This is a genomic window from Novosphingobium sp. FG90, from assembly GCF_057808725.1.
On the sequence record NZ_JBMDIO010000004.1, the window covers coordinates 261,310 to 283,453 of the forward strand.

The 22,144-nt window shown below is 64.8% G+C and carries 21 protein-coding genes and 1 tRNA gene; 15 read left to right on the top strand and 7 right to left on the bottom strand.

Annotation, left to right across the window (positions count from 1 at the left end; genetic code table 11):
• Positions 1-423 precede the first annotated feature (423 nt).
• From ACODRZ_RS05985 to ACODRZ_RS06005, 5 genes are all read left to right on the top strand, one after another.
• Positions 424-1,665 (top strand): lipoprotein-releasing ABC transporter permease subunit, encoded by a 1,242-nt coding sequence (locus tag ACODRZ_RS05985; protein WP_488969747.1) that lies wholly within the window; start codon positions 424-426, stop codon positions 1,663-1,665.
• Entirely contained in the window at positions 1,658-2,341 is a 684-nt protein-coding gene (locus tag ACODRZ_RS05990) for an ABC transporter ATP-binding protein (protein ID WP_488969746.1), read from the top strand. The genes ACODRZ_RS05985 and ACODRZ_RS05990 overlap by 8 nt, the downstream gene beginning before the upstream one ends.
• Positions 2,342-2,427: 86 nt before the next feature.
• Positions 2,428-2,706: a hypothetical protein gene (locus ACODRZ_RS05995; RefSeq protein WP_008829733.1), complete on the top strand. Its 279-nt coding sequence runs from the start codon at positions 2,428-2,430 to the stop codon at positions 2,704-2,706.
• A gap of 9 nt (positions 2,707-2,715) precedes the next feature.
• On the top strand, positions 2,716-3,213 hold the full coding sequence (locus tag ACODRZ_RS06000; protein ID WP_488969745.1) for a glutathione peroxidase: 498 nt from the start codon (positions 2,716-2,718) through the stop codon (positions 3,211-3,213).
• Between the two features lie 91 nt (positions 3,214-3,304).
• Positions 3,305-4,699: a carboxylesterase/lipase family protein gene (locus ACODRZ_RS06005; protein ID WP_488969744.1), complete on the top strand. Its 1,395-nt coding sequence runs from the start codon at positions 3,305-3,307 to the stop codon at positions 4,697-4,699.
• Here the strand turns inward: ACODRZ_RS06005 and ACODRZ_RS06010 are convergent.
• On the bottom strand, positions 4,696-5,904 hold the full coding sequence (locus ACODRZ_RS06010; RefSeq protein WP_488969743.1) for a GGDEF domain-containing protein: 1,209 nt from the start codon (positions 5,902-5,904) through the stop codon (positions 4,696-4,698). The two genes, ACODRZ_RS06005 and ACODRZ_RS06010, sit on opposite strands and share 4 nt — an antisense overlap.
• Before the next feature lie 330 nt (positions 5,905-6,234).
• Here ACODRZ_RS06010 and dnaE point away from each other — a divergent pair, with 330 nt between their 5' ends.
• Entirely contained in the window at positions 6,235-9,834 is a 3,600-nt protein-coding gene (dnaE, locus tag ACODRZ_RS06015; RefSeq protein WP_488969742.1) for a DNA polymerase III subunit alpha, read from the top strand.
• 52 nt (positions 9,835-9,886) lie between these two features.
• Here dnaE and ACODRZ_RS06020 read toward each other — a convergent pair whose 3' ends face one another.
• From ACODRZ_RS06020 to ACODRZ_RS06030, 3 genes are all read right to left on the bottom strand, one after another.
• Complete coding sequence (locus tag ACODRZ_RS06020) at positions 9,887-10,156, bottom strand: hypothetical protein (protein ID WP_488969741.1); 270 nt, start codon at positions 10,154-10,156, stop codon at positions 9,887-9,889.
• An 84-nt stretch (positions 10,157-10,240) separates the two neighbouring features.
• Entirely contained in the window at positions 10,241-11,035 is a 795-nt protein-coding gene (locus ACODRZ_RS06025) for an enoyl-CoA hydratase/isomerase family protein (protein ID WP_488969740.1), read from the bottom strand.
• Positions 11,036-11,094: 59 nt separating this feature from the next.
• The gene (locus ACODRZ_RS06030) at positions 11,095-12,165 is read right to left on the bottom strand and encodes a PA0069 family radical SAM protein (protein ID WP_488969739.1); all 1,071 of its coding nucleotides are present in this window, start codon (positions 12,163-12,165) and stop codon (positions 11,095-11,097) included.
• 109 nt (positions 12,166-12,274) lie between these two features.
• On the opposite strand from ACODRZ_RS06030, the gene ACODRZ_RS06035 reads away from it, so the two are divergent.
• Positions 12,275-12,856 (top strand): TetR/AcrR family transcriptional regulator, encoded by a 582-nt coding sequence (locus ACODRZ_RS06035; RefSeq protein ID WP_488969738.1) that lies wholly within the window; start codon positions 12,275-12,277, stop codon positions 12,854-12,856.
• A 142-nt stretch (positions 12,857-12,998) separates the two neighbouring features.
• Positions 12,999-13,844 (top strand): TauD/TfdA dioxygenase family protein, encoded by an 846-nt coding sequence (locus ACODRZ_RS06040; protein WP_488969737.1) that lies wholly within the window; start codon positions 12,999-13,001, stop codon positions 13,842-13,844.
• Between the two features lie 97 nt (positions 13,845-13,941).
• Here the strand turns inward: ACODRZ_RS06040 and ACODRZ_RS06045 are convergent, their stop codons facing one another.
• On the bottom strand, positions 13,942-15,165 hold the full coding sequence (locus tag ACODRZ_RS06045) for an NADP-dependent isocitrate dehydrogenase (RefSeq protein ID WP_488969736.1): 1,224 nt from the start codon (positions 15,163-15,165) through the stop codon (positions 13,942-13,944).
• Between the two features lie 147 nt (positions 15,166-15,312).
• Here ACODRZ_RS06045 and ACODRZ_RS06050 point away from each other — a divergent pair, with 147 nt between their 5' ends.
• From ACODRZ_RS06050 to ACODRZ_RS06080, 7 genes are all read left to right on the top strand, one after another.
• Positions 15,313-16,074, top strand: coding sequence for a crotonase/enoyl-CoA hydratase family protein (locus tag ACODRZ_RS06050; protein WP_488969735.1), 762 nt, complete (start codon positions 15,313-15,315; stop codon positions 16,072-16,074).
• 233 nt (positions 16,075-16,307) lie between these two features.
• The gene (locus tag ACODRZ_RS06055) at positions 16,308-17,342 is read left to right on the top strand and encodes a glycosyltransferase 61 family protein (RefSeq protein ID WP_488969734.1); all 1,035 of its coding nucleotides are present in this window, start codon (positions 16,308-16,310) and stop codon (positions 17,340-17,342) included.
• A 46-nt stretch (positions 17,343-17,388) separates the two neighbouring features.
• Positions 17,389-17,889, top strand: coding sequence for a serine O-acetyltransferase (locus tag ACODRZ_RS06060; RefSeq protein WP_488969733.1), 501 nt, complete (start codon positions 17,389-17,391; stop codon positions 17,887-17,889).
• Positions 17,886-19,451, top strand: coding sequence for an AMP-binding protein (locus ACODRZ_RS06065; protein WP_488969732.1), 1,566 nt, complete (start codon positions 17,886-17,888; stop codon positions 19,449-19,451). Before ACODRZ_RS06060 ends, ACODRZ_RS06065 begins: the two co-directional genes overlap by 4 nt.
• A gap of 11 nt (positions 19,452-19,462) precedes the next feature.
• Entirely contained in the window at positions 19,463-19,699 is a 237-nt protein-coding gene (locus tag ACODRZ_RS06070; protein WP_488969731.1) for an acyl carrier protein, read from the top strand.
• A complete protein-coding gene (locus tag ACODRZ_RS06075; RefSeq protein WP_488969730.1) occupies positions 19,696-20,994 on the top strand; it encodes a type III PLP-dependent enzyme domain-containing protein in 1,299 nt (432 codons plus the stop codon). The genes ACODRZ_RS06070 and ACODRZ_RS06075 overlap by 4 nt, the downstream gene beginning before the upstream one ends.
• Before the next feature lie 112 nt (positions 20,995-21,106).
• Positions 21,107-21,388 (top strand): hypothetical protein, encoded by a 282-nt coding sequence (locus ACODRZ_RS06080; protein WP_488986173.1) that lies wholly within the window; start codon positions 21,107-21,109, stop codon positions 21,386-21,388.
• A gap of 111 nt (positions 21,389-21,499) precedes the next feature.
• Here ACODRZ_RS06080 and ACODRZ_RS06085 read toward each other — a convergent pair.
• Positions 21,500-21,574, bottom strand: a tRNA-Val gene (locus ACODRZ_RS06085).
• Between the two features lie 132 nt (positions 21,575-21,706).
• Positions 21,707-22,081 carry a cell cycle two-component system response regulator CpdR gene (gene cpdR / locus ACODRZ_RS06090; RefSeq protein WP_488969728.1) on the bottom strand — a complete coding sequence of 125 codons (375 nt, stop codon included), beginning with the start codon at positions 22,079-22,081 and terminating at the stop codon, positions 21,707-21,709.
• Between the last annotated feature and the right edge of the window lie 63 nt (positions 22,082-22,144).

Genomic DNA, 22,144 nt, shown 5'->3' on the forward strand with positions numbered 1-22,144 from the left:
TGTGATGACGAGAGCGGTCCCAGCCTTCGCTGGGATGACGATGATGTTTGGACGACGACTTTGAGGCGCTTCCAGGCAGCGCCACTTTCCTACAGCACCTGCAATCCCATACCCTGCGTTCATGGCCAGCCCGTTCACTCCCGGCAGCACACGTTTACACCACAAGGTGACACCTCCGCCCCACAAGGTGACACATCGCATTCGTAAGGTCACACCCGTCACCCCGCGCTGCGCTCAACAACCACGCAAATCCGCTCTTCACCAGCGATCGGACACCAACGGTTCACCCATCAGACAGTGTAAACCTGCGCAAACCTCCCGCATTCGCACCAACCCCTCGGGAACCATCGCCTCGCCCGCAGCTTGCCAGCACCGCCCGCGCATCCTAATGCCTCCCCACCTTTTCAAGACGGACCCCCTCGCTTGATCCTTTCCCCCTTCGAATGGACGATCGCCAAGCGCTACATGCTGCCCGGAAAAGGCGAGCGCTTCATCGCTCTCGTCGCCGGCATCAGCCTCGTCGCGGTCATGCTCGGCGTCGCCGCGCTGGTCATCGTCATGAGCGTGATGAACGGTTTCCGCGCCGAGCTGTTCGACAAGATCGTCAACCTCAACGGCCACGCCATCATCCAGGCCTACGGCGGCCGCCTCGACAACTGGCAGAGCGTGCTGGAGGACGTGCGCAAGACGCCCGGCGTCACCCGCGCCTCGCCGCTGATCGAGCAGCCGCTGCTGGCCAGCTTCAACGGCCGCGTCGAGGCGATCCTGGTGCGCGGCAACACCGGCGAGGACATCAACCGCCTCGCCGACAAGGTGAAGGCGGGCAATCTCCCCGAACTCAGGACCGGGTCCGACAACGTCGCGATCGGCAAGCAGCTGGCGCAGAACCTCGGCGCGCAAGTGGGCGACGTGATCACCATCATCAACCCGGCGGGCCGCTCGACGCCCTTCGGCACGGTGCCGCGCCAGATCGCCTACCGCATTGCCGCGATCTTCGAGATCGGCGTCTACGACTACGACAACGCCTTCGTGGTCATGCCGATGAAGGACGCGCAGACGCTGCTGCTGACCGGCGACCAGATCGGCATGATCGAGGTCACCACCAACAACCCGGACCGGGTGGGCGAGATCCTCGCGCCGCTGACACGCCAGCTCTCGGGCCGCGCCGTCGTCACCGACTGGCGCACCATCAACGCCTCGCTGTTCGAGGCGCTGGCGGTGGAGCGGGTAGCGATGTTCGTGATCCTCTCGATCATCGTGCTGGTGGCGGTTTTCAACATCCTGTCCTCGCTGATCATGCTGGTGCGCGCCAAGACCCGCGACATCGCGATTCTGCGCACGATGGGCGCCACGCGCCACTCGCTGCTCAAGGTCTTCGTCACGGCGGGCTTCTGCATCGGCGCGATGGGCACCGTGGCGGGCGTGATCATCGGTTTCATCTTCCTCTACTTCCGCCAGCCGATCGTGCATCTGGTGGAGATCCTGACGGGACAGAACCTGTGGGACCCCTCGATCCGCTTCCTGACCGAGCTGCCCGCGCGCTCCGACCCGGTGGAGATCGCCACGATCTGCATCATGGCGCTGGTGTTCAGCTTCCTTGCCACGCTCTACCCCGCCTACAAGGCGGCGAGCACCGATCCCGTGCAGGTGCTGCGCTATGAATGATATCGTTGACCCTGTCGTCCGCCTGACCGACGTGACCCGCAGCTTCGAGCAGGGCGGGGTGAAGATCGACGTCCTGCGCGGCGTCAACCTGCAGGTCCGTCCCGGAGAGATCGTCGCGCTGCTCGGCCCTTCGGGCTCGGGCAAGTCGACGATGCTGCAGGCGATCGGCCTGCTGGAAGGCGGCTTCGGCGGCAAGATCGAGATCGCCGGGATCGACGCCAGCAAGCTGGGCAAGGACCAGCGCGCGGCGGTGCGGCGCGATCACATCGGTTTCGTCTACCAGTTCCATCACCTGCTGCCCGATTTCAACGCGATCGAGAACGTCGTGCTGCCCCAGCTGATCACCGGAAAGCCGCGCGCCGAGTGCGATGCGCGAGCAACCGAACTGCTCACTGCGCTGGGTCTCGGAGCAAGGCTGGAGCATCGCCCGAGCAAGCTCTCGGGCGGCGAGCAGCAGCGCGTCGCCGTGGCCCGCGCCCTGGCCAACCGCCCGCACATGGTGCTGGCGGACGAGCCCACCGGCAATCTCGACGAGGCGACGGCGGACAAGGTCTTCGCCCAGTTCCTCGCTCTGGTGCGCGGGGAGGGGAGCGCCGCTCTCGTCGCCACGCATAACGAGCGGCTCGCGGCGATGATGGACCGGGTGGTTCGGCTTCATGACGGTATCCTTACTTAACACAAGTAAGGAACCGCCGTTGAAGTCGCGTTTTTCAATCTCCACATCCTTGATGTCTGGTTGGAAAACAAGAAAGGAACCCGCCAATGAGCGACATCCCGTCCACCATCGCAGCCGGCAGCACTCCGCCCCGCAGCTTCGGCTGGGACGACACGGCCGAACTGCACAAGTGCGAGGACGGCGGCGGGCTGTTCCACAACTTCAAGACGATCCGGCGGGGCACCGTGGCGGAACTGGTCGCCTTCGTGATGGGACTGCCCGAAGCGAAGCAGGACGACTACGCGATCGAGAAGGACGGCGACCACACGATGCGTATTGGTGAAATCCGCCATCTTTCCCGCCGCGCGGATTTCCCGGCTTCGTGAGGCCCATCGATGCGTAAAGATCCCCGCACCATCGCGGATTTTACCGCGACCTTGCCCAATGGCGAGACAGCCAGCCTCGCCAACCGGCTGGGCAAGGTGGTGCTGGTGGTCAACACCGCAAGCAAGTGCGGCTTCACTCCGCAATACAAGGGGTTGGAAGAACTCTGGCGCAAATATCGGGATCAGGGATTCGAGGTCATCGCCTTCCCCTGCAACCAGTTCGGCGGGCAGGAGCCGGGCAATGCCGAAGAGATCGCAGCGTTCTGCGAGGTTAACTTCGGCCTCTCCTTCCCGCTGATGGGCAAGGTGGACGTCAACGGGCCGGATACGGTGCCGCTTTACGACTGGCTCAAGGCCGAGGCGCCGGGCCTGCTGGGCTCCAAATCGATCAAGTGGAACTTCACAAAGTTCCTCATCGACCGCGAAGGCAAGGTGGTGCGCCGCTACGCGCCGACCGACAAGCCCGCAGCGCTCGACAAGGATATCGCGGCGCTGCTCGCACGCTGAGGAACCTGCGAAATTCTCGGCAGGGCGGTCTTGCCATGGCTGCTTGCGGCGGCGATCACTTGCCCGTCTCGCTGTCATGGAAGGTTTCCCGATGCTGCGCAGTTTGCCGATCTTGCCGGCCGTTCTCCTGGCTGCCACCGCCTGTTCGCAGGTTGCCGTAGCCGATCCCGTGGCTGTCACGCGCAGCGGCGAGGTCCGGGGAGATGTGACCAGGGGCGTGGTCAGCTGGAAGGGCATCCCCTTCGCCGCGCCGCCGGTGGGCGATCTGCGCTGGCGCGCGCCGCAGCCTGCCGCTGCGTGGACCGGAGTGAGGCCGGCGACCGCTTATGGTCACGACTGCATGCAGAAGCCGTTCCCCAGCGACGCCGCGCCGCTGGGCACGCCGCCGGCCGAGGATTGCCTCTATCTCAACGTCTGGAAGCCGGAAGGCGCCAAGGCCAAGCTGCCGGTGGTGTTCTGGATCTACGGCGGCGGTTTCGTGAACGGTGGTTCCTCGCCGCCTACCTACTCGGGCGCGGAACTGGCGCGAAAAGGCGTCATGGTAGTGAGCTTCAACTACCGCGTCGGCCGCTTCGGCACTTTCGCCCATCCGCAATTGAGCAAGGCGGATGCGGACGGGGGATTGCTGGGCAATTACGGCACGCTCGATCAGGTGGCGGCGCTCAAGTGGGTGCATGACAACATCGCGGCCTTTGGTGGCGATCCTGGCAACGTTACGCTCGTCGGCGAAAGTGCGGGCGGCATGTCGGTGCATATGCTGATGACGTCACCGATGACGCAGGGCCTGTTCGCAAGGGCCGTCGTCATGTCCGGCGGGGACGGCACGGCGCTCGGTGCGGGCGGCCTGGCCGAAGCCGAGAAGACCGGGACTGCCTTCGCCGCGACCAGGGGTATCGCCGAGGATGATCCCCAGGCGCTCGTGAAGCTGCGCGCGCTGCCGGCGGAGCAGGTGGTCGATGGCCTCAATCTCGAGGCGCTGTTCGCGGAGAAGCGCCCGCCGTTCTCCTCGCCTTTCGTCGACGGGCGCATCGTGGTCGACGTGGCCAAGGCTTATGCCGCCGGCAAGTTCACCAGGGTTCCGGTCATGATCGGCGCCACCAGCGCCGACATGGGCGGTCCGGACGGGTTCATGATCAAGGGCGCCCGCGATGTCGCGCGCAAGCTCTCCCGGGCGGGCGTGCCGGTCTTTGCCTATCGCTTCTCCTATGTCGCCTCCTCGGTGGGAAAGACGGGAGCGGGGCACGCGACCGACATACCGTTCTTCTTCGATACCCAGGCGATCAAGTATGGCGATGTCACGACTGCCCGCGACGATGCCATGGGGAACACGATCAGCGATGCGCTCGTCGCTTTCGCGACGACGGGAGATCCCAACGGCGGCAAGCGTCCGAACTGGCCGCGCTACGATCCGGCCCGGGACGAGATCATGGACTTCGCCGCTGATGGCGAGGCGCGCGTGGGCCGCGATCCGCTGACGGCACGCTAGGCGGAGGCCCGGCGTTCGGCGCCCGCGCGAAAGTCGATCGGGGCCGTGTCCTTGCGTCCACCCGGCTCGGCCATGACCGTCTGGTTGCGGCCGAGGCGCTTGGCCGCGTAGAGCGCTTCGTCGGCAGCGGTGAAACGTGCCGCATGATCGTCGCCGGGTTCGAGCATGGCCACGCCTACGCTGATCGTGCAGCGGCGCGTCTCGCCTCCGCTGACATGGCTGCGCGCCTCGAAGGCGATCCGCATCGTTTCGGCGCAGTCCATGATCGCCACTGACGTGCGGGCCTGGATGATGGCGGCGAACTCCTCGCCGCCGACACGGAACACGTTCCCGGCGCCAAGCGTCTCGCGCGCGACCATGGCGGCGCCGACGATCACCATGTCGCCGAAACCGTGGCCGAGCTCGTCATTGATCGCCTTGAAGTGGTCGATGTCGAGCACTGCGACGGCGGTGCATCCTTCTGCCCGAGGCGCGCGGGCAAGCGCCTCCATGCGATCGTCCAGCGCGCGGCGATTGCCGATCCCGGTCAGCGGATCGATCGAGGCAAGGCGATAGTGTTGAGCCGCAAGCTGCTCACGCCCTAGCGCCGTCAGGAACACGCCGAGCAGCAGGCCTTGCAGCACGATCAGGAAGTTGAACAGCGCGATCGACCAGACTTGCGTTTCCTTCGGCCCGAATGGTGCGGGGAGTGAGAGCGAGAACGGCGTGCGCAGCAGTTCGAACACGCAGAAAGCCGCGAAGATCCAGTAGAGCGTCGTTGCCGATTGCAACTGCGGGTGGCGTATCCGCATGAATTCGCGCGCGGCCAGCCCGTCGAACAGCGCAAAGAGCAGCACGCGCGGCAGCATCCGCAGTTCCGACATCGCATCGTCGGCGCCGATAGTCGCCGAGAACAGCAGCACGACCACGCACGGAAGCAGCATCAATAAGGGGCGAGGCTTGCGCCCCGCCGTCACCCGCGCCGCCAACCAGGCAGAGCCGTATACCACGGTCAGTGCGAACCAGCCGAGCCTGAGACCAAGCGGTCCCGGCAGGATTTCCGGGTATGTCAGCAGGACACCGGCCGGTACTGCGATGCCGAAAGGGGCGAATTGCCAGCGCCGCTGTGTCGGGCGACCGTCCTTGAACCAGGACAACAGGATCGCGATGCACATGATCGCACCGAGCGCCGTGCTGCACGCGGCGATGGTGGTGATGTCCGGCATCGACGTCAGCGGCGCTTTCGAAAGGGATGCGGCAGATCGGTCATCAGCAGGTCCGTTCCGAAGGCGAATCACATCCGGCGCATCCGGTTGTGCACGTAGGCAGATAGCGCCGTGTCGTTAACGCTTTGTATTCGTGCGAGGCAATAGATCTGCGTTGCAAATCATTGCTGGAATGGGAGTTTTCCTGGGGCGACGATCGCCGGTGCTTGCCTTCTCGATCATGGCCAGCGCTTTCGAGGATCGCCGGGGGTTAACCATGCTTCGATGTATCCCCTGCCTTGTCATGCCATAGCCTTGATCGCGGCAGGGGGCAGTGCATAGATTGACCGGATGCCGCATGCTCCCTTCGTACCGCTTCGCATCTTCTCCAGCTTCACCATGCTGGATGGCGCGATCGACCCGAAGGCGATCGCCAAGCTGGCCAAGGAGCGCAAGTTTCCCGCCGCCGCCCTTTGCGACCGCAATGGCCTCTATGCCGCCCCGATTTACGCGGGCGCGGCCAAGAGCATGGGCGTGCAGCCCATCGTCGGCACATTCCTTGCCATCGCCCGACCCGGAGCCGTGGCGCAGGGGCAGGAGCGCCCGATCGACTGGATCGCGCTCTTCGCGCAGAATGAGGCGGGCTGGCTCAACTTGTGTCATCACGTAAGCCGTGCACACCTCGACCGGCCGCTGGAGATGGACCCCAATGTCGAGCTGGATTCGCTGCGCGGCTACACCGACGGCCTGATCTGCCTCACCGGCGGTAACGAGGGCGCACTGGCGCGGCTTTATGCGACCGGCCGCCACGAGCAGGCGGAAAGCTATTGCGACACCCTGCAATCGCTGTTCGGCGATCGCCTCTACATCGAGATCACCCGCACCGGCGAACCCGAGGAGGACGAGAGCGAGGAAGACCTCATCGCTCTCGCCTACCAGCGCGATATTCCGCTCGTCGGCACCAATCCCGCGCAGTTCGCCGAAAAGACCTTCCATGCCGCGCACGACGCGATGCTGTGCATCGCCAATTCGACGCAAGTGGACGCGGCGGATCGTCCGCGTTCCTCGTCCGAGCGCTGGGTGAAGCCCGCCGCCGAGATGGCGGAGCTGTTTTCCGACCTTCCCGAGGCGCTGGCGAACACGCTCGTCGTCGCGCAGCGTTGCGCTTACGTGCCGCCGCGTCGCAAGCCGCTGCTGCCCAGCCTCGCCGGCGACCGCGAAGGTGAGGCCCGTATGCTGGCCGACGATTCGCGCCGAGGTCTGGCGGCCCGTCTGGCGCCGTACTGGCCCGAGGTGACGGAGCAGGAACTCGACGAGGCGATGGCGCTCAAGGGCGACGAACGCCGCGCCGCTTACGAAGCCCTGCGAGAGAAGGGCGTCACCGAGGACTTCCTCGAATATGCCGATCGTCTCGATTTCGAGGTTGGCATCATTGTCGGCATGGGCTTCCCCGGCTACTTCCTGATCGTTGCCGACTTCATCAAGTGGGCGGGCGAGAACGGCATTCCGGTGGGGCCGGGGCGTGGTTCGGGCGCAGGCTCGCTGGTGGCATGGGCGCTGACGATCACGGGGCTCGACCCGCTGAAGCTGGGCCTGCTGTTCGAACGCTTCCTCAACCCCGAGCGCGTCTCGATGCCGGACTTCGACATCGACTTCTGCGAAACCCGGCGCGGCGAGGTGATCCGCTACGTCCAGAAGAAGTACGGCCACGATCACGTCGCGCAGATCATCACCTTCGGCAAGATGAAGGCCCGCGCGGTGCTGCGCGACTGCGGGCGCATCCTGCAGATGGGCTATGGCCGCGTCGACAGCCTGTGCAAGATGGTGCCGAACCATCCGACCGACCCCTGGACGCTGACCGAGACGATCCAGGGCCGCAAGGCTCACGGCGTCACGAAGGACCCGCCGGTCGCCGAATTCAAGCGGGAGTACGACAACGACCGCGAAGTGCGTCGTCTCGTCGATCTGGCGGTTCAGCTTGAAGGCCTGCCGCGCAACTCGTCCACGCACGCAGCGGGCGTGGTGATCGGCGATCGCCCGCTGGCGCAGCTGGTGCCGCTCTACCGCGACCCGCGTTCCGACATGCCGGTGACCCAGTTCGACATGAAATATGTCGAGGACACTGGGCTCGTGAAGTTCGACTTCCTCGGCCTCAAGACGCTGTCGGTGCTGCGCAAGGCGTGCGACCTGCTTGAACGGCGCGGCATAACGATCAATCTCTCGACGCTCTCGTGGGACGATCCGGGGGTCTACGAACTGCTCAAGCGCGGCGACACCGTGGGCGTGTTCCAGCTGGAATCGGAAGGCATGCGCCGCACGCTGGCGGCGGTGAAGCCGACCAACTTCGGCGACATCATCGCGCTCGTCTCGCTCTACCGCCCCGGCCCGATGGACAACATTCCGCTGTTCGGCCAGCGCAAGAACGGCCTTGCGCCGATCGAGTACCCGCACGACAAGCTGGCGGGCATTCTGGGTGAGACTTACGGCATCTTCGTCTACCAGGAACAGGTCATGCAGGCCGCGCAGATCCTGGCGGGCTACTCGCTGGGCGATGCAGACCTTCTGCGTCGCGCGATGGGCAAGAAGGTCCAGGCCGAGATGGACAAGCAGCGCCAGCGTTTCGTCGACGGCTGCAAGGAAGTCTCCGGCATCGACGCCGCCAAGGCCAACGAACTGTTCGACTTGATCGACAAGTTCGCGGGCTACGGCTTCAACAAGTCGCACGCGGCCGCCTACGCGCTGCTGGCGTATCATACGGCGTGGTTCAAGGCGCATTACCCGCATGAATTCTACGCCGCCGCCATGTGCTTCGACATGCACCAGTCGGAAAAGCTGGCGATCTTCGTCGATGACGCGCGCCGTAACGGCATCGAGCTGGCAGCGCCCGACATCAACAGGTCCGAAGCCGAATTCATCGTCGAGGAGACAGCGGAAAGCCACGCGGTGCGCTATGCGCTGGCAGGCATCCGCAACGTCGGCGAAAAGGCGATGGACGCAATCGTCGCAGAGCGTGAGGCCAATGGCCCGTTCGTCGATCTCGACGATGTGTTCCGCCGTGCGCCTGCCGGATCGATGAACCGCCGCCAGCTGGAAAGCCTGGCGGCAGCCGGTGCGTTCGATGCGCTGGAGCCTAACCGTGCCAAAGTGCTGGCCAATGCCGACACCCTGCTGGCCGAGGCCGACCGGTCCTCGCGTGAACGCAACTCTACGCAAGGGGGGCTGTTCGGCGGTGAGGAGCACATCGAACAGGGCCTGCGTCTCGTCGAAGCGGACAAGTGGGACCGCGCCGAGCAGATGGCCAAGGAGCGCGAGACTTTCGGCTTCTACTTCGCCGCACATCCGGTGGAGCAGTATCGCGCGGTCGCGTCCGCCAACGGTGCGCGGACGTACTCCAGCCTCATGGCCGGCGGCGGAGGAGGGCGTACCGGGGCGGTGATGGCGGCGATGGTGGAGAGCGTCCAGAAGCGAAAGACCCGCAAGGGCAAGGACTTCGTGATGGCCGACTTCTCAGACTCGTCAGGCAATTTCTCGGCCTCGTGCTTCGAGGAGAGCCTGGTCGAGAACTTCGTGAAGTGGGCCAAGGAAGGCGCCTGCATCCTCCTCAACGTCGAGCTTGATTCGCCCAGCCCGGACGAACCCCCGCGCGTCACCGTGCGCGGCGGCCGGCCTCTGAACGAAGTGAAGGCCGACGCCCGCATGGTGCTCAAGCTCGACATCGACCGGGTCGAGGCGGTGCAGGAACTGGCCCTGCTGATGCGCCCTGGCGCGCGCGGGGCGGGGGAGGTGATAGCCACGCTTCATCTCGGTGACGGGCGCACGCAGAAAGTGCGGCTTGGCCGCGACTTCGCGCTTGACGGCGACTTCGCCGAGCATCTTCAGAGCGTGGAGGGGATCACCAACGTTTCGCTCACGGCGAAGCGGGGGCCTGAGCGGGTCGCAATGGCGGCCTGAGGATGTGGGGGCAGCCCTCGGCGCAGGGCTGCCTTTGCCGGATACTGCCGGATTACTTGTCAGTCTTCACCGCATCCTGGGCAGCATCGCCGACCTTGGTGGCGGCATTGCCGACGTCGTTGGCAGCTTCGGCTATGGCGTTATTCTTGGCGGTCTCGCTGTTCTGGCTGAACAGGTAGATGCCGCCGACGATCGCGACGAGCAGTACGAGGGCCATCACAATCCCGGTGCCCCCGCCCGTCGAACGGGTTTCGCGGATGATGGTGGGCTGACCCGGCGCCGCGTTTGCCGGATACTCGGTCGTAACGGTTTCTTCTGCCATGGTGGACTCCTGTCCTTGTTGGTTGCTGGCATGAGGAACGCGCGATCTATGACGAAGTTGCCCCGGATGTCGGATATGGAGGGCTCAGCGGTCGCGATACCGCGGCGGACGCTTCTCGCGGAATGCGGCGACCCCCTCGGAAAAATCCTCGGACATGAGCATCATGACCTGCTGCCTATCCTCCACCGCCATCGCATCCGACAGTGAGCGGGCATCCAGGTTGCGGTTCAGCGCTTCCTTGGTGAGCCTGAGGCCCATCGGTGCATTGGCGACCATTTCTGCCGCGAGGGCGAGGCCGGTGTCCAGCAGGTCTTCCGGGGGCACTATCCGGCTGAGCAGGCCACAGGACAGCGCGGTTTCGGCCGTCATGAAACGGCCGGTCAGGATATACTCCGAAGCGATCGAAGCACCGACGAGGCGCGGCAGGAAATAGCTGCATCCCAGGTCGCATCCGCCCAGCCCAACCTTGATATAGGCGGCGTTCATACGAAGATCCTGCGTACCGAACCGCACGTCGCTCGCCAGCAGGAGGGAGAAACCCGCGCCGCATGCCGCGCCATGGCCGAGGGTGACGATCGGCTGCGGGCAGGCACGCATCAGTTCGAGCAGTCCGCCGAGAGCCCGTTGCAGGCGCCAGTAGTGCTGCAACTGGCCGCGCGAACCGTCGTCCTCCCACCCGGCAAGGTCAAGTCCGGCGCAGAAGGCGCGACCCTCGGCACGGAGGATCACGACTCGCACGTCGAGCCGTTCGGGCAGGGTGGCGAAATAATCGCGCAGGGCGAACGTCATCTCCTCGTCGAAGGCATTGAGCGCCTGCGGGCGATTGAGAGAGACGATCTCCACCGCATCGCGGCGCTCGACAAGGATCGGATGGGCCATGGCGCAGGATAGGCCGCGCCGGAGCGAATGCGCAATCACCAGAGCGCAAACGTGCTTGCTCACAAAAGCGAGAGTTGCCCATCCATAGAGGGGCGGCGGAACAGCGTGCAGTCCAGTGCGACATGGGGTCCGGTCATGCCCAGTCGCGTGGCGGCGACGCGGAATCGGCGACGGAACAGGTCGGCCCAGACGCCTTCGGGCCTCATGCGGGTGCCGAAGTTCGGATCGTTGTCCCGCCCGCCACGGATCGAGCGGATCGTTGCCATTACCTTGCCCGCGCGCTGCGGAAAATGCGCGTCGAGCCATTCGCGGAACAGGGGAGCCACTTCGTGCGGCAGGCGGATCACGATCCATGAGGCCGACCGGATGCCGCGCGCGGCGGCGTCCTCCAGTATCGCTTCCATGAAACTGTCGGTGATCGAGGGGATGACAGGGGCGATCGAGACATGCGCCGGCACGCCAGCTGCTACCAGTCGGCCGAGCGCAGCCATGCGTTTTGCGGGGGAGGCCGCGCGCGGCTCGAGCTTCTGCGACAGCACCGGGTCGAGACTGGTCACCGAAATGCCGACATGCACGAGACCGTGGGTCGCCAGTTGTTCCAGCAGATCGAGGTCGCGCAGCACGCGGTCTGACTTGGTAGTGATCGTCACTGGATGGCGCACATCGAGGCACAGTTCCAGCACCTCGCGCGTAATGCGGTAGCGGGCCTCGATCGGCTGGTAGGGGTCAGTATTGGTGCCCATCGCGATCGGCGCGGGCTTGTAGCCGGGCTTTGCCAGTGTTTCTCGCAGCAGCTTCGCGGCGGTCGGCTTGGCGAACAGCTTCGTTTCGAAATCGAGGCCGGGCGAAAGATCGTGATAGGCATGCGTGGGGCGGGCGAAGCAGTAGATGCAGCCATGCTCGCACCCCCTGTAAGCGTTGACCGAACGATCGAACGGCACATCGGGCGACTTGTTGAACGAGAGGATCGAGCGCGGGTGCTCCTCCGTAACTGTCGTCGCCGGGTGGCGGGCAGGGCCGTCTATCGTTTCCGCCGCGTCGAGCCAGTCGCCGTCGGCTTCGCGTGCAGGCAGGTTGAAGCGCGTGCTTATCGCACCACTTACCGCTCCTCTGCCCTTGATTGGTTCCATGACATCCGTTTGAACAAAACAGGAACATATGTCAATCTGCCTTTACGTATCCCCGCGCAGGTTGATCTTGCTGCGCTGCACCCTTAGGCGGGCGTGAAAGGGGAATTTCATGGCAGGCGCAGCGCGCAGGGTCGGAGCCGAGACGTCCGCGACACGGGCGGTCATCGTCGAGGCTACCAACCAGTTGATCCGGGACGAAGGCTATGCCGCCGTCAGCACGCGGCGCGTGGCGGGCCGGGCAGGGCTCAAACCCTCACTGGTGCACTACTATTTCCCCACCACCGACGACCTGCTGGTGGAGGTTTCGCGGCAGGGGGCGGCGCAAAGTGATCGCATGATCGAGGAGGCGCTGGCCTCCGACGACCCGCTGCGCGCGCTATGGAGCTTCTTCATCGACACCAGCCGGGTGGCGATGGCGCTGGAATTCATGGCGCTTGCCAACCATCGTCCTGCGGTGCGCGACTACATGGCGCAGCACAGCGAGGAAATGCGTGCGCGGCAGGTCACGATCCTGCAGCACCTGCTCGGCGACCGGCTGGACCGGCTCGATGGCTTCGACGCGGCGGGGCTCAGCGTCGTTCTTGCCGGAATCGGCCGCGCGGTGGTGATGGAACAGGGGCTGGGCGTAAAGACCGGTCATGCCGAGGCGATCCGTATCGTCGAGGGCTGGCTGGACAAGCTGGCTGCCTGAGACACTATGGCGACACATACCGTGCGGGCGCTGATTAGGGCGTCGCGCGGGGTGGCAGGTGCAACTCGGCTTGATTCTCCCTGAAGCCGGGCGAAGAACGTGATAACAGCGTTCTCATACGGCATTCCTGGGAGACAAGGCCATGACGGTCACCACCACAGCTCAGCTGAAGGCTGAGCACATCAAGCCGAAGATCGGCAGCCGCATTCTCAATTCGAAGGAAGAACTGCTTTCCGGCGAACTCGCCGCGCAGCTGCGCGAGGAGCTTGAAGCACGTGGCATCCTGGTTTTCCCGAAGATCGGTTTCGATGACGCGGAACAGATCGCCTTCACCAAGACGCTTGGCGAGTACGCACCCGAAGGGCCGGACGGCGAGCCGAGCAAGATCACGCTCGACGTGAAGGAAAACCCGGCCAGCGCGGAATACCTCAAGGGTTCGCTCTACTGGCACATCGACGGGACCCGCAACGAAGTGCCGATCCTGGCCTCGCTGCTTTCATGCAAGGTGCCGAGCCCGAAGGGAACCGGCAACACCGGTTTCTCGAACACCTATGCCGCCTATGATGCGCTGTCCGACGAGGACAAGGCGTACTATGACGACTTGCGCGTGCTGCATGGACCCTGGGCTTCGCTGTTCTATTACGAGCCTGAGCCGAGCCTCGCCAAGCTCAAGATCATGCAGGGGATCGGTGAGAAGGTATTGCCGCTGGTGTGGAAGCACGCCTCCGGGCGCAAGTCGCTGGTGCTGGGTTGCACCTGCCATCACGTGCAGGGCGTCGATCACCTGGAGAGCGCGCGGATCATTCATGGCCTGCGCGAATGGGCGACGGTACCGGATTTCACCTATAGCCACGAATGGTCGGTGGGCGATCTGGTGATCTGGGACAACACCGGCACGATGCACCGCGCGGAGGCTTACGATCCGACATGCGGTCGTATGATGCACCGCACCAAGTTGGAAGGTGAGGAACCCTGGGCGGTGGAGTAAGCTTGTAGCTTCCTCCCTAGGCAAGCTCCGGGAGGAATAAAAAAGCCCGCCCCCTCAGTTGAAGGGGCGGGCTTTTTTTATTGAACCGACCGAAGGATCAGGCCCAGGTGGCCATCTCGGTTTCGAGGTTCTCGACGATCGCCTCGAAGAACTGCTCGGTGGTCATCCAGCTCTGGTCCGGACCGATCAGCAGAGCGAGATCCTTGGTCATCTTGCCCGATTCGACGGTCTCGATGCAGATGCGCTCGACGGTCTCGGCGAACTTCACGACGTCCGGCGTGTTGTCGAACTTGCCGCGATAGGCAAGGCCGCGGGTCCAGGCGAAGATCGACGCGATCGGGTTGGTCGAGGTCGCCTTGCCCTGCTGGTGCTGGCGGTAGTGACGGGTCACGGTGCCGTGCGCCGCTTCGGCCTCGACGGTCTTGCCGTCGGGCGAGAGCAGGACCGAGGTCATCAGGCCCAGCGAGCCGAAGCCCTGCGCAACCGTGTCCGACTGCACGTCGCCGTCGTAGTTCTTGCACGCCCACACGAACTTGCCCGACCACTTGAGCGCCGAGGCGACCATGTCGTCGATCAGACGGTGCTCGTAGACGATGCCCTTGGCCTTGAACTGCTCGGCGAAGCCTTCCTTGTCGAACACTTCCTGGAACAGATCCTTGAAGCGGCCGTCATAGGCCTTGAGGATCGTGTTCTTGGTCGACAGGTACACCGGCCAGCCGAGGTTGAGGCCGTAGTTGAACGAGGCGCGCGCGAAGTCGCGGATCGATTCGTCGAGGTTGTACATCGCCATGGCGACGCCCGGAGCCGGGAAGTCGAACACGTCGAGGTCGATCTTGTCGCCGTTCTCGCCGTCCCACACCAGACGCAGCTTGCCGGCGCCGGGGATCAGGGTGTCGGTGGCCTTGTACTGGTCACCGAAGGCGTGACGGCCGACGACGATCGGGTCGGTCCAGCCCGGAACCAGGCGGGGCACGTTCGAGATCACGATGGGCTCGCGGAAGACGACGCCGCCAAGGATGTTGCGGATGGTGCCGTTGGGCGACTTCCACATCTTCTTGAGGCTGAATTCCTCGACGCGGGCTTCGTCGGGGGTGATGGTGGCGCACTTGACGGCGACGCCGAATTCCTTGGTCGCGTTGGCGGCATCGACCGTGATCTGGTCGTTGGTCTCGTCACGCTTTTCGACCGAGAGGTCGTAGTACTTGAGGTCGATGTCGAGGTAGGGGAGGATCAGACGCTCGCGGATCCACTGCCAGATGATGCGGGTCATTTCATCGCCGTCCATTTCGACGACGGGGTTCACAACCTTGATCTTTGCCATTCTAAAGGGACTCCCCTGGGGTGAGAATTGCCGCAGTCTCTAGGCACGGCTGCGTCGCATGGCAAGGCCGAGACTGGCGCGAATAATGGCTTTGCAGGCCGGGTTCGTCCCCGCGCCTGTCACTAAGTGCAGGAGAGGAGGGCAAGGATGAGTGAGGAAGTGTTGCTGGCCGAGCGCGACGGCGTGCTGGAGGTCACCATCAACCGACCGGGGCAGCGCAATGCGATGACGAAGGAGGTCGCAGTGGGAATCGCGGCGGCGATGGATCGGCTCGAAGCAGCGGATCACCTGCGCTGCGCGATCCTGACGGGGGCAGGCGGCAGCTTTTGCGCGGGGATGGACCTCAAGGGGTTCCTGCGCGGCGAGTTGCCGGTCGACGAGCGCGGCGGGTTCGGCGGCATCTGCATCTGGACCCCGGGCAAACCGATCATCGCCGCCGTCGACGGGCCGGCGCTGGCGGGAGGCTTCGAGCTGGCACTTGCATGCGATCTCATCGTCGCGAACAAAAATGCACGTTTCGGCATTCCTGAAGTCAAGCGCGGGCTGGTCGCCGCCGGGGGCGGATTGATACAGCTGCCACGCCTGCTTCCGCGCGCGCTTGCGATGGAGCTGGCGCTGACCGGCGATCCGATCGGTGCTGAAAGGGCGCTGGAACTGGGCCTGATCAATCGCGTCACCGACGGCACCGCGATCGAGGCTGCCCGCGAACTGGCTCAGGTTATCGCTGTCAACGGGCCATTGGCGGTGGCGGCATCCAAGGGGATCGTGCGTAATTCCTGGCTCTGGCCGATCGATGACGTCAACCTGCACCAGACTTCTTACGTGGAGCCCGTCTTCACCTCCGAAGATGCGCGGGAGGGAGCACGCGCCTTCGCAGAGAAGCGCGCGCCGGTCTGGACAGGGCGGTAGCGAGCCGAGTTCGCGCTCCGAGAGTGCGGCTGGTCAATTCCACGAGGGTCTTTGCATAAGGGATACTCTGTTCCAGCGGGCTCGGATACGCAGCCTGCGGGTGCTGTGGAATTATTTCCGCGTGAATTGCGCAAATACTGCACAGGACCAGACCGTGATCCGTTTCCGCCGTTTCAGTATCGTGAGCCGTATACTATGTGCTGGCTCGTGTTGACGGCGGAAGATCGGCCAACATGCGCCCCTCCATCCTTCCCGCCCTTCAGGGGTTGTCGCGACTTCTGGGGCATAAGCCCGACGATGTCGTCGCGCACGCCAGCGAGCAGTGGCAGGTCGCGCCGGGCGGCACGGTGCATGTCAGACCGGCATTGATGCTCGCCAACCAGATCGACCGCATCCGGGGCGCCGCGTTCGCTACGGTGGCCGAGGTCGTGCGCGACCTTCGTGGCGGTTTCGATGTCCCGCAACGGCCCACCACGGGCTATGTCCTTCGCGATGCGTCGGTGCTGGATGGCGTGCTCTACGCTGGGGGCGCGACACGCCATCTGCGGCCCCACGCCGGGCGGCGACCGCTGGGCATGGTTCACCACGCCGCCGAGCGCGGGGTCTTCTATGAAAGCTGGACCGGCAATCGCTGGTTCGGCAACTGGCTCAGCGACGATTGCCTGACGTATCGGCTTGCCGAAGGTGCCGGGGTGCCGATGGCGACCCTGCCCGCGAAGGGGCACCAGCCTGACTATGAGCGCAAACTCGGCATGTCCGCCACCCGCGTGGGCGCAGTGCTTTTCGATGAACTCGTGCTGTTTGACGACCTGCCGCACAACGACAACAAGCGCGACCGTGCGAGCGATTTGCGCCGGCGACTGGTCGGCCCCGAGCCTGATGGACATCGCGGGGTATTTCTTATGCGCGGCACAACCGGCGATCGTCGCTTGCTCGGCAACGAGCGGCAGGTCGCGGAGCATCTGGCGCGGCGGCACGGGTTCCGTGTGCTCGACCCCTCGATCGCGACGCTGGAAGAGATCATCGAGGCATGTGCCGGCGCCGAGGTCGTCGCCGGAGTGGAGGGAAGCCAGCTCGTGCATGGACTGGTGATGATGCCGACCACTGCCCGTGCGCTGGTCATCCAGCCGCCGGCGCGAGCGGTAGTGGCGCTCAAGCTCCTCACCGACCGGCAGGGGCAGGACTATTCGATGGTTGTGGGTACGGGAGGCGACGATGTTTTTCACGCGGATATCGACGAAATCGATCGAACACTCGATCTCGCCTGACGCCGCCGGGCCAGGCCCGCGGGCGCCACGCACTTCGGCCTGGCGCATGATGCGCGACGATTATCGACGGCACGGCAGTTCGGTCACCAACGGGGCGTTCATCTCGCTGTGCGTTTATCGCTTCGGCCGCTGGGGGCTGCAACGGCGCAGCAGACTGGCGCGCACGCTGGCCTCCAAGGCTTACGGCTTCGTGAACCTGTTCGTCGCCAACATCACGAAGATCTGGATACCGCCGCAGGTCACAATCGGAGATGCATTCCACATCATCAACAACGAGGGCTCGCTCTCGATCCACCCAGATGCCGTGATCGGCGACCGCCTGGGGGTGATGCACAATGTCACCATCGGCACGAATATGAACCGGGGCGTCCCGACGATCGGCGACGACGTCTTCATCGGCACGAATTCGACGGTCCTGGGCAAGATCCGCATCGGCGACAGGGTGCGCATCGGTGCCAACACCGCGGTATCGACCGACGTGCCTTCCGACTCGGTCTGCGTCGGCTCGCCGGCAAGAATCTATCCGCGCCTGGGGCCTCTCCTGTGAGCGCGCCGCTTCGCACCGTATTCGACCTGTTCGCGCATAACCTGCCCGGGCGCGCCGCGAAGCCGTTCCTCGTAGACCCCGGCCGGAGTTGGACTTACGCCGAGGTCGCCGCCGAAGTCGATCGCGTGGCGGCTTTCCTGGCGGCGGGCGGCATCGCGTCCGGTGACCGCGTGGTCGTGCAGGTCCGCAAGGGAATGCGTGAAGTGGCGGCGATGCTGGCGGTCAGCCGGATCGGTGGGGTCTTCGTCAACGTCAACACCGTCTGGACCGGCGAACAGCTGCACTATGTCATCGAAGACAGCGGCGCCCGCGCGGCGATCCTCGAAGGCGGTGCGGCGACGGCACTTCCACAGGGTCATGCGCTGGTCGTGCTTCTCGCGGGAGGGGGATCCGTCGCGGAGCTGCAGAGCTGGGACGCGCTGCCCGAGGTATCCCCCCAGGCTCCCGTGCCGTGCGATGACGCAGACCTGGCGGCGATCATCTATACCTCGGGATCGACCGGCCGCCCCAAGGGCGTGATGCTCACGCACGCGAACATCGTCAGCGGGGCGCGTTCGGTCGCGGCCTATCTCGAACTGCGTGGCGACGACCGACTGCTCAGCGTGCTGCCCTACAGCTTCGACTACGGGTTCAACCAGCTGACCACGATGATGCTGGTCGGCGGCACGGTGGTGCACCAGCCCGTTGCGATGGCGACCGAGATCGTTCGCGCCATCCGGGAGCATCGCGTCACCGGCTTCGCAGCGGTGCCTCCGCTATGGATACAGTTCATCCGCCTGCTCGACGCCTCGGGAGAAGTGCTGCCCTCGCTGCGCCTCGTTACCAATTCGGGCGGCAAGATCCCGCTCAACATCCTCGAGCGGATGCCTGCGCTGCTGCCTGATACGCGCATCTATCTGATGTACGGCCTGACCGAGGCGTTCCGCTCCACTTACCTGCCGCCCGAGAAGTTCGCAGCGAAGATGGGCGCGATCGGCCGTGCAGTGCCGGAGAACGAGGTCTACGTGATCCGCGAAGGCATCGGCGTCGCCGGGCCAGGTGAGCAGGGCGAACTCGTCCACCGCGGCGCCTTCGTCAGCCAGGGCTACTGGAACCGCCCGGACGCTACGGCGGAGAAGATCAGGCCCTGTCCCGAACTCGCCGCGTTGATCGGCGACGAGCCGGTGGTCTACAGCGGCGACATAGTGCGCGTGGACGAGGACGGCGACTTGTGGTTCGTCTCGCGCCGCGATGCCCTCATCAAGAGCAGCGGCTTCCGCATCAGCCCGGACGAGGTCGAGGACATCGTCCATCGCAGTGGCATGGCCGCCGACGTCGTCGTCTTCGGCGTCGCCGACGACTTGCTTGGCCAGAGCGTGCAGGTCGCCGCCACGCTCGCGCCCGGCGCCACCCGCGAGGGGCTGCTGGCCTACTGCCGCAAGGTCATGCCCGCCTACATGGTGCCGCGCGCGATCCACGTCTGGAACGAGCCGATGCCGCGCACTGCCAGCGGCAAGCTCGCCCGCCCCGAAGTGGTGCGCCTGAGCACGCCCTCGGCCGACCGACCGCAACTTTCGATTTAGGAGTAAAGCACATGGCTCTCACCACCGACAGGATCATCCAGAACCTTCAGGCCATTTCCGGCTACGACGGCGCCGTCGATGCCGACACCTGCCTGTTCTCTTCCGGCATGCTCGACTCGATCGCGATGATTTCGCTCATCGCCTTCGTCGAGCAGGAGGCCGGCATCGAGATCCGCGCCGACGAGGTGACGCTGGAGAACTTCGACACGCCTGCGCGCATCACGCGCTTCGCCGGCGAACGAGTATGAGCCCGGCGGATCGCGACACCTGGCTGGCGGCGGCGGCCGAGCAATTCGGCACCCCGTCCTTCGTCTACTTCACGGATGCCATCGCCGAGAGGATCGCCGCGATCCGCCATGCTTTCGATGATCAGCTGGCCCTCAGCTTTGCGGTCAAGTGCAACCCCAACCCCGCCCTGCTGAAATGGATGGTGGGGCGGGTGGACCTGCTGGACGTGTCGTCCATAGGCGAGTTCCGCCTTGCGCTGCAGGCGGGTTGGGAGGCGGCGCTGGTGAGCTTTACCGGCCCCGGCAAGCGTGAGTTCGAGATTCGCGAAGCGGTTCTCGGCGGCGTCGGGCTGCTGGTGCTCGAGTCCCTGCGCGAGGCCCGGATCGCGGATGACGTGGCGCGCGCGGCCGGACGTGTCCAGCCGGTGCTGCTGCGCATCGCTCCCGATTCGGTGCCGCGCGGTTTTGGCGACCAGATGGCCGGGCGCCCGAGCCCGTTCGGGGTGGATCTGCCGGACGCGCGTGCGGCATTGGAAGAGATTGCCGCGATGCCGGGACTGCGCCTTGCAGGCCTGCATATCTACTCGGGAACCCAGTGCCTGAAGCCCGATGCCATCGTCGAGAACTACCGGGGCTTTCTCTCGATATTCGCCGAATTGTGCGAGGCGGTGGACATGGTGCCCGAAAGCCTCGTCCTGGGATCGGGCCTCGGCGTTCCCTACCATGATGACGACACGCCGCTACCGCTCGACGCGGTGGCCTCGGCGATCCTGCCCGACATCGCCCGTTTCCGTGAGGACCCCCGCTTCGCCGGGGCGCGACTGAAGCTGGAACTGGGCCGCTACATGGTGGCCGAGGCGGGGTACTTCCTCGTGCGGGTCGTGTCGCTCAAGCAGTCGCGCGGAGTGGCGATCGCGATCTGCGACGGCGGCATGAACAATCACCTGCCTGCCTCCGGGCATTTCGGCATGGTGATAAGGCGCAATTACAAGATGCATCGCGTCGGTGGAGCCGAGGGCACGGAGACGGGCTCATACGATGTGACCGGGCCGCTGTGCACCTCGATCGACCGGCTGGGCGGCGGGGTCACGCTATCCACCTTGAGCGAAGGCGACGTGATCGCGATCCACAATAGCGGCGCCTACGGCCTTACGGCCAGCCCCATCCACTTCATCGGCCACGCTCCGCCGGCGGAACTGATGGTCGCTGATGGCATGCTGCACGACGTCTCGCGATTCTTCGAGGCGACGACGGCCTGGCCCGAAGCCGGCACTGCATCGGGTCAGCGCGAATCTGCGCTTCTGGCGCGATCATGAGAATCCACCACCCATTTATTCCGCGAGGGAAAGTGCAGGATTCAGGTCACTATGCGACATGCGCGGGCATCAAGTCCGGCATGTATTGGTGGAGGAAGCCGTGGAGATAAAGTTGTCGTCCGCATTTCCGCAAACAGTGACTCCGGCGCTCGAACGAGCGGCGCGTGCGCTGTGCTACATCAACGGAGAGCACCCCAACATGCGGATGGGCGGCCATCCGGCATGGATGCATTACCTGCCGGAGGTACAGGCCGTGCTGGAGGCGGTCCGCGAGCCGACCGGGGCGATGAGCGGCGCCGGTGCTACTCAGATCAAGTGCGGGCAGGCGGTCGATCAATCCGATCTTGAACAGGCCTGGCGCGCCATGATCGATGCTGCGCTTGAAGAGCGGTAGTCGATGGGGCGGAAGCACGGCCATCATAGGATGGGGCGCCTCCAGACGAAGTAGCGTCGAGGATCTAAAGAAAAACCCCGCCTGGTCGCAAGACCGGCGGGGTTTCTGGAATGGTGGGCGTAGCAAGGATTGAACTTGCGACCCCTACGATGTCAACATAGTGCTCTACCACTGAGCTATACGCCCATTCCATTCATGGTTCCCGGCGGCTTGCCGTCGGTGGCCATTCGAGCGCTCCGGTGAGTGTCCCCGCCGGAGGACTGGCCCTCTAGCTGCGCTTCTTTTGGCTGGCAAGGGCCTTTTGAGAAAAAATTTCGTTCAGAGCGTCGCGTGCTCGGCAAGGCCGAAGACGCGCTGCACTTCCATCACGATATCGCGCAGGTGGAAGGGTTTGGAGAGGACCTTGGCCTGGGGCGCTTCGCGGCTGGCGCGCAGCGTCACGGCGGCGAATCCGGTGATGAACATCACCTTGGTCGAGGGCGAGATTTCCGCACACTTCTGCGCAAGTTCGATCCCGTCCATCTCGGGCATGACGATATCCGACAGCAGGAGGTCGAAATCGTCGTTCTTGAGATGAGGGATCGCTGCCGTCCCGCGATCGACCGCGACCACGCTGTACCCCGCGTTCTGCAGCGCGCGGGCAAGGTAGGTGCGCATTGCGTCGTCGTCTTCGGCGAGGAGGATGCGGATCATCGCAGGTGTCCAGTCTTGTGCGTTGTTTTCTAGCCTCGGCTTCGCCGGGCGTCTGTCCGTATC

What these genes read in the sequence shown, in the direction of transcription:
- ACODRZ_RS06010 (WP_488969743.1), bottom strand. Translation starts at nt 5,904, where the DNA reads ATGCCGGACATCACCACCATCGCCGCGTGCAGCACGGCGCTCGGTGCG.
- ACODRZ_RS06030 (WP_488969739.1), bottom strand. Translation starts at nt 12,165, where the DNA reads ATGGAACCAATCAAGGGCAGAGGAGCGGTAAGTGGTGCGATAAGCACG.
- ACODRZ_RS06060 (WP_488969733.1), top strand. Translation starts at nt 17,389, where the DNA reads ATGATGCGCGACGATTATCGACGGCACGGCAGTTCGGTCACCAACGGG.
- ACODRZ_RS06070 (WP_488969731.1), top strand. Translation starts at nt 19,463, where the DNA reads ATGGCTCTCACCACCGACAGGATCATCCAGAACCTTCAGGCCATTTCC.
- ACODRZ_RS06055 (WP_488969734.1), top strand. Translation starts at nt 16,308, where the DNA reads ATGCGCCCCTCCATCCTTCCCGCCCTTCAGGGGTTGTCGCGACTTCTG.
- ACODRZ_RS06025 (WP_488969740.1), bottom strand. Translation starts at nt 11,035, where the DNA reads ATGGCCCATCCGATCCTTGTCGAGCGCCGCGATGCGGTGGAGATCGTC.
- ACODRZ_RS05995 (WP_008829733.1), top strand. Translation starts at nt 2,428, where the DNA reads ATGAGCGACATCCCGTCCACCATCGCAGCCGGCAGCACTCCGCCCCGC.
- cpdR (WP_488969728.1), bottom strand. Translation starts at nt 22,081, where the DNA reads ATGATCCGCATCCTCCTCGCCGAAGACGACGACGCAATGCGCACCTAC.
- dnaE (WP_488969742.1), top strand. Translation starts at nt 6,235, where the DNA reads ATGCCGCATGCTCCCTTCGTACCGCTTCGCATCTTCTCCAGCTTCACC.
- ACODRZ_RS06005 (WP_488969744.1), top strand. Translation starts at nt 3,305, where the DNA reads ATGCTGCGCAGTTTGCCGATCTTGCCGGCCGTTCTCCTGGCTGCCACC.
- ACODRZ_RS06035 (WP_488969738.1), top strand. Translation starts at nt 12,275, where the DNA reads ATGGCAGGCGCAGCGCGCAGGGTCGGAGCCGAGACGTCCGCGACACGG.
- ACODRZ_RS05990 (WP_488969746.1), top strand. Translation starts at nt 1,658, where the DNA reads ATGAATGATATCGTTGACCCTGTCGTCCGCCTGACCGACGTGACCCGC.
- ACODRZ_RS06075 (WP_488969730.1), top strand. Translation starts at nt 19,696, where the DNA reads ATGAGCCCGGCGGATCGCGACACCTGGCTGGCGGCGGCGGCCGAGCAA.
- ACODRZ_RS06040 (WP_488969737.1), top strand. Translation starts at nt 12,999, where the DNA reads ATGACGGTCACCACCACAGCTCAGCTGAAGGCTGAGCACATCAAGCCG.
- ACODRZ_RS06050 (WP_488969735.1), top strand. Translation starts at nt 15,313, where the DNA reads ATGAGTGAGGAAGTGTTGCTGGCCGAGCGCGACGGCGTGCTGGAGGTC.
- ACODRZ_RS06020 (WP_488969741.1), bottom strand. Translation starts at nt 10,156, where the DNA reads ATGGCAGAAGAAACCGTTACGACCGAGTATCCGGCAAACGCGGCGCCG.
- ACODRZ_RS06000 (WP_488969745.1), top strand. Translation starts at nt 2,716, where the DNA reads ATGCGTAAAGATCCCCGCACCATCGCGGATTTTACCGCGACCTTGCCC.
- ACODRZ_RS06045 (WP_488969736.1), bottom strand. Translation starts at nt 15,165, where the DNA reads ATGGCAAAGATCAAGGTTGTGAACCCCGTCGTCGAAATGGACGGCGAT.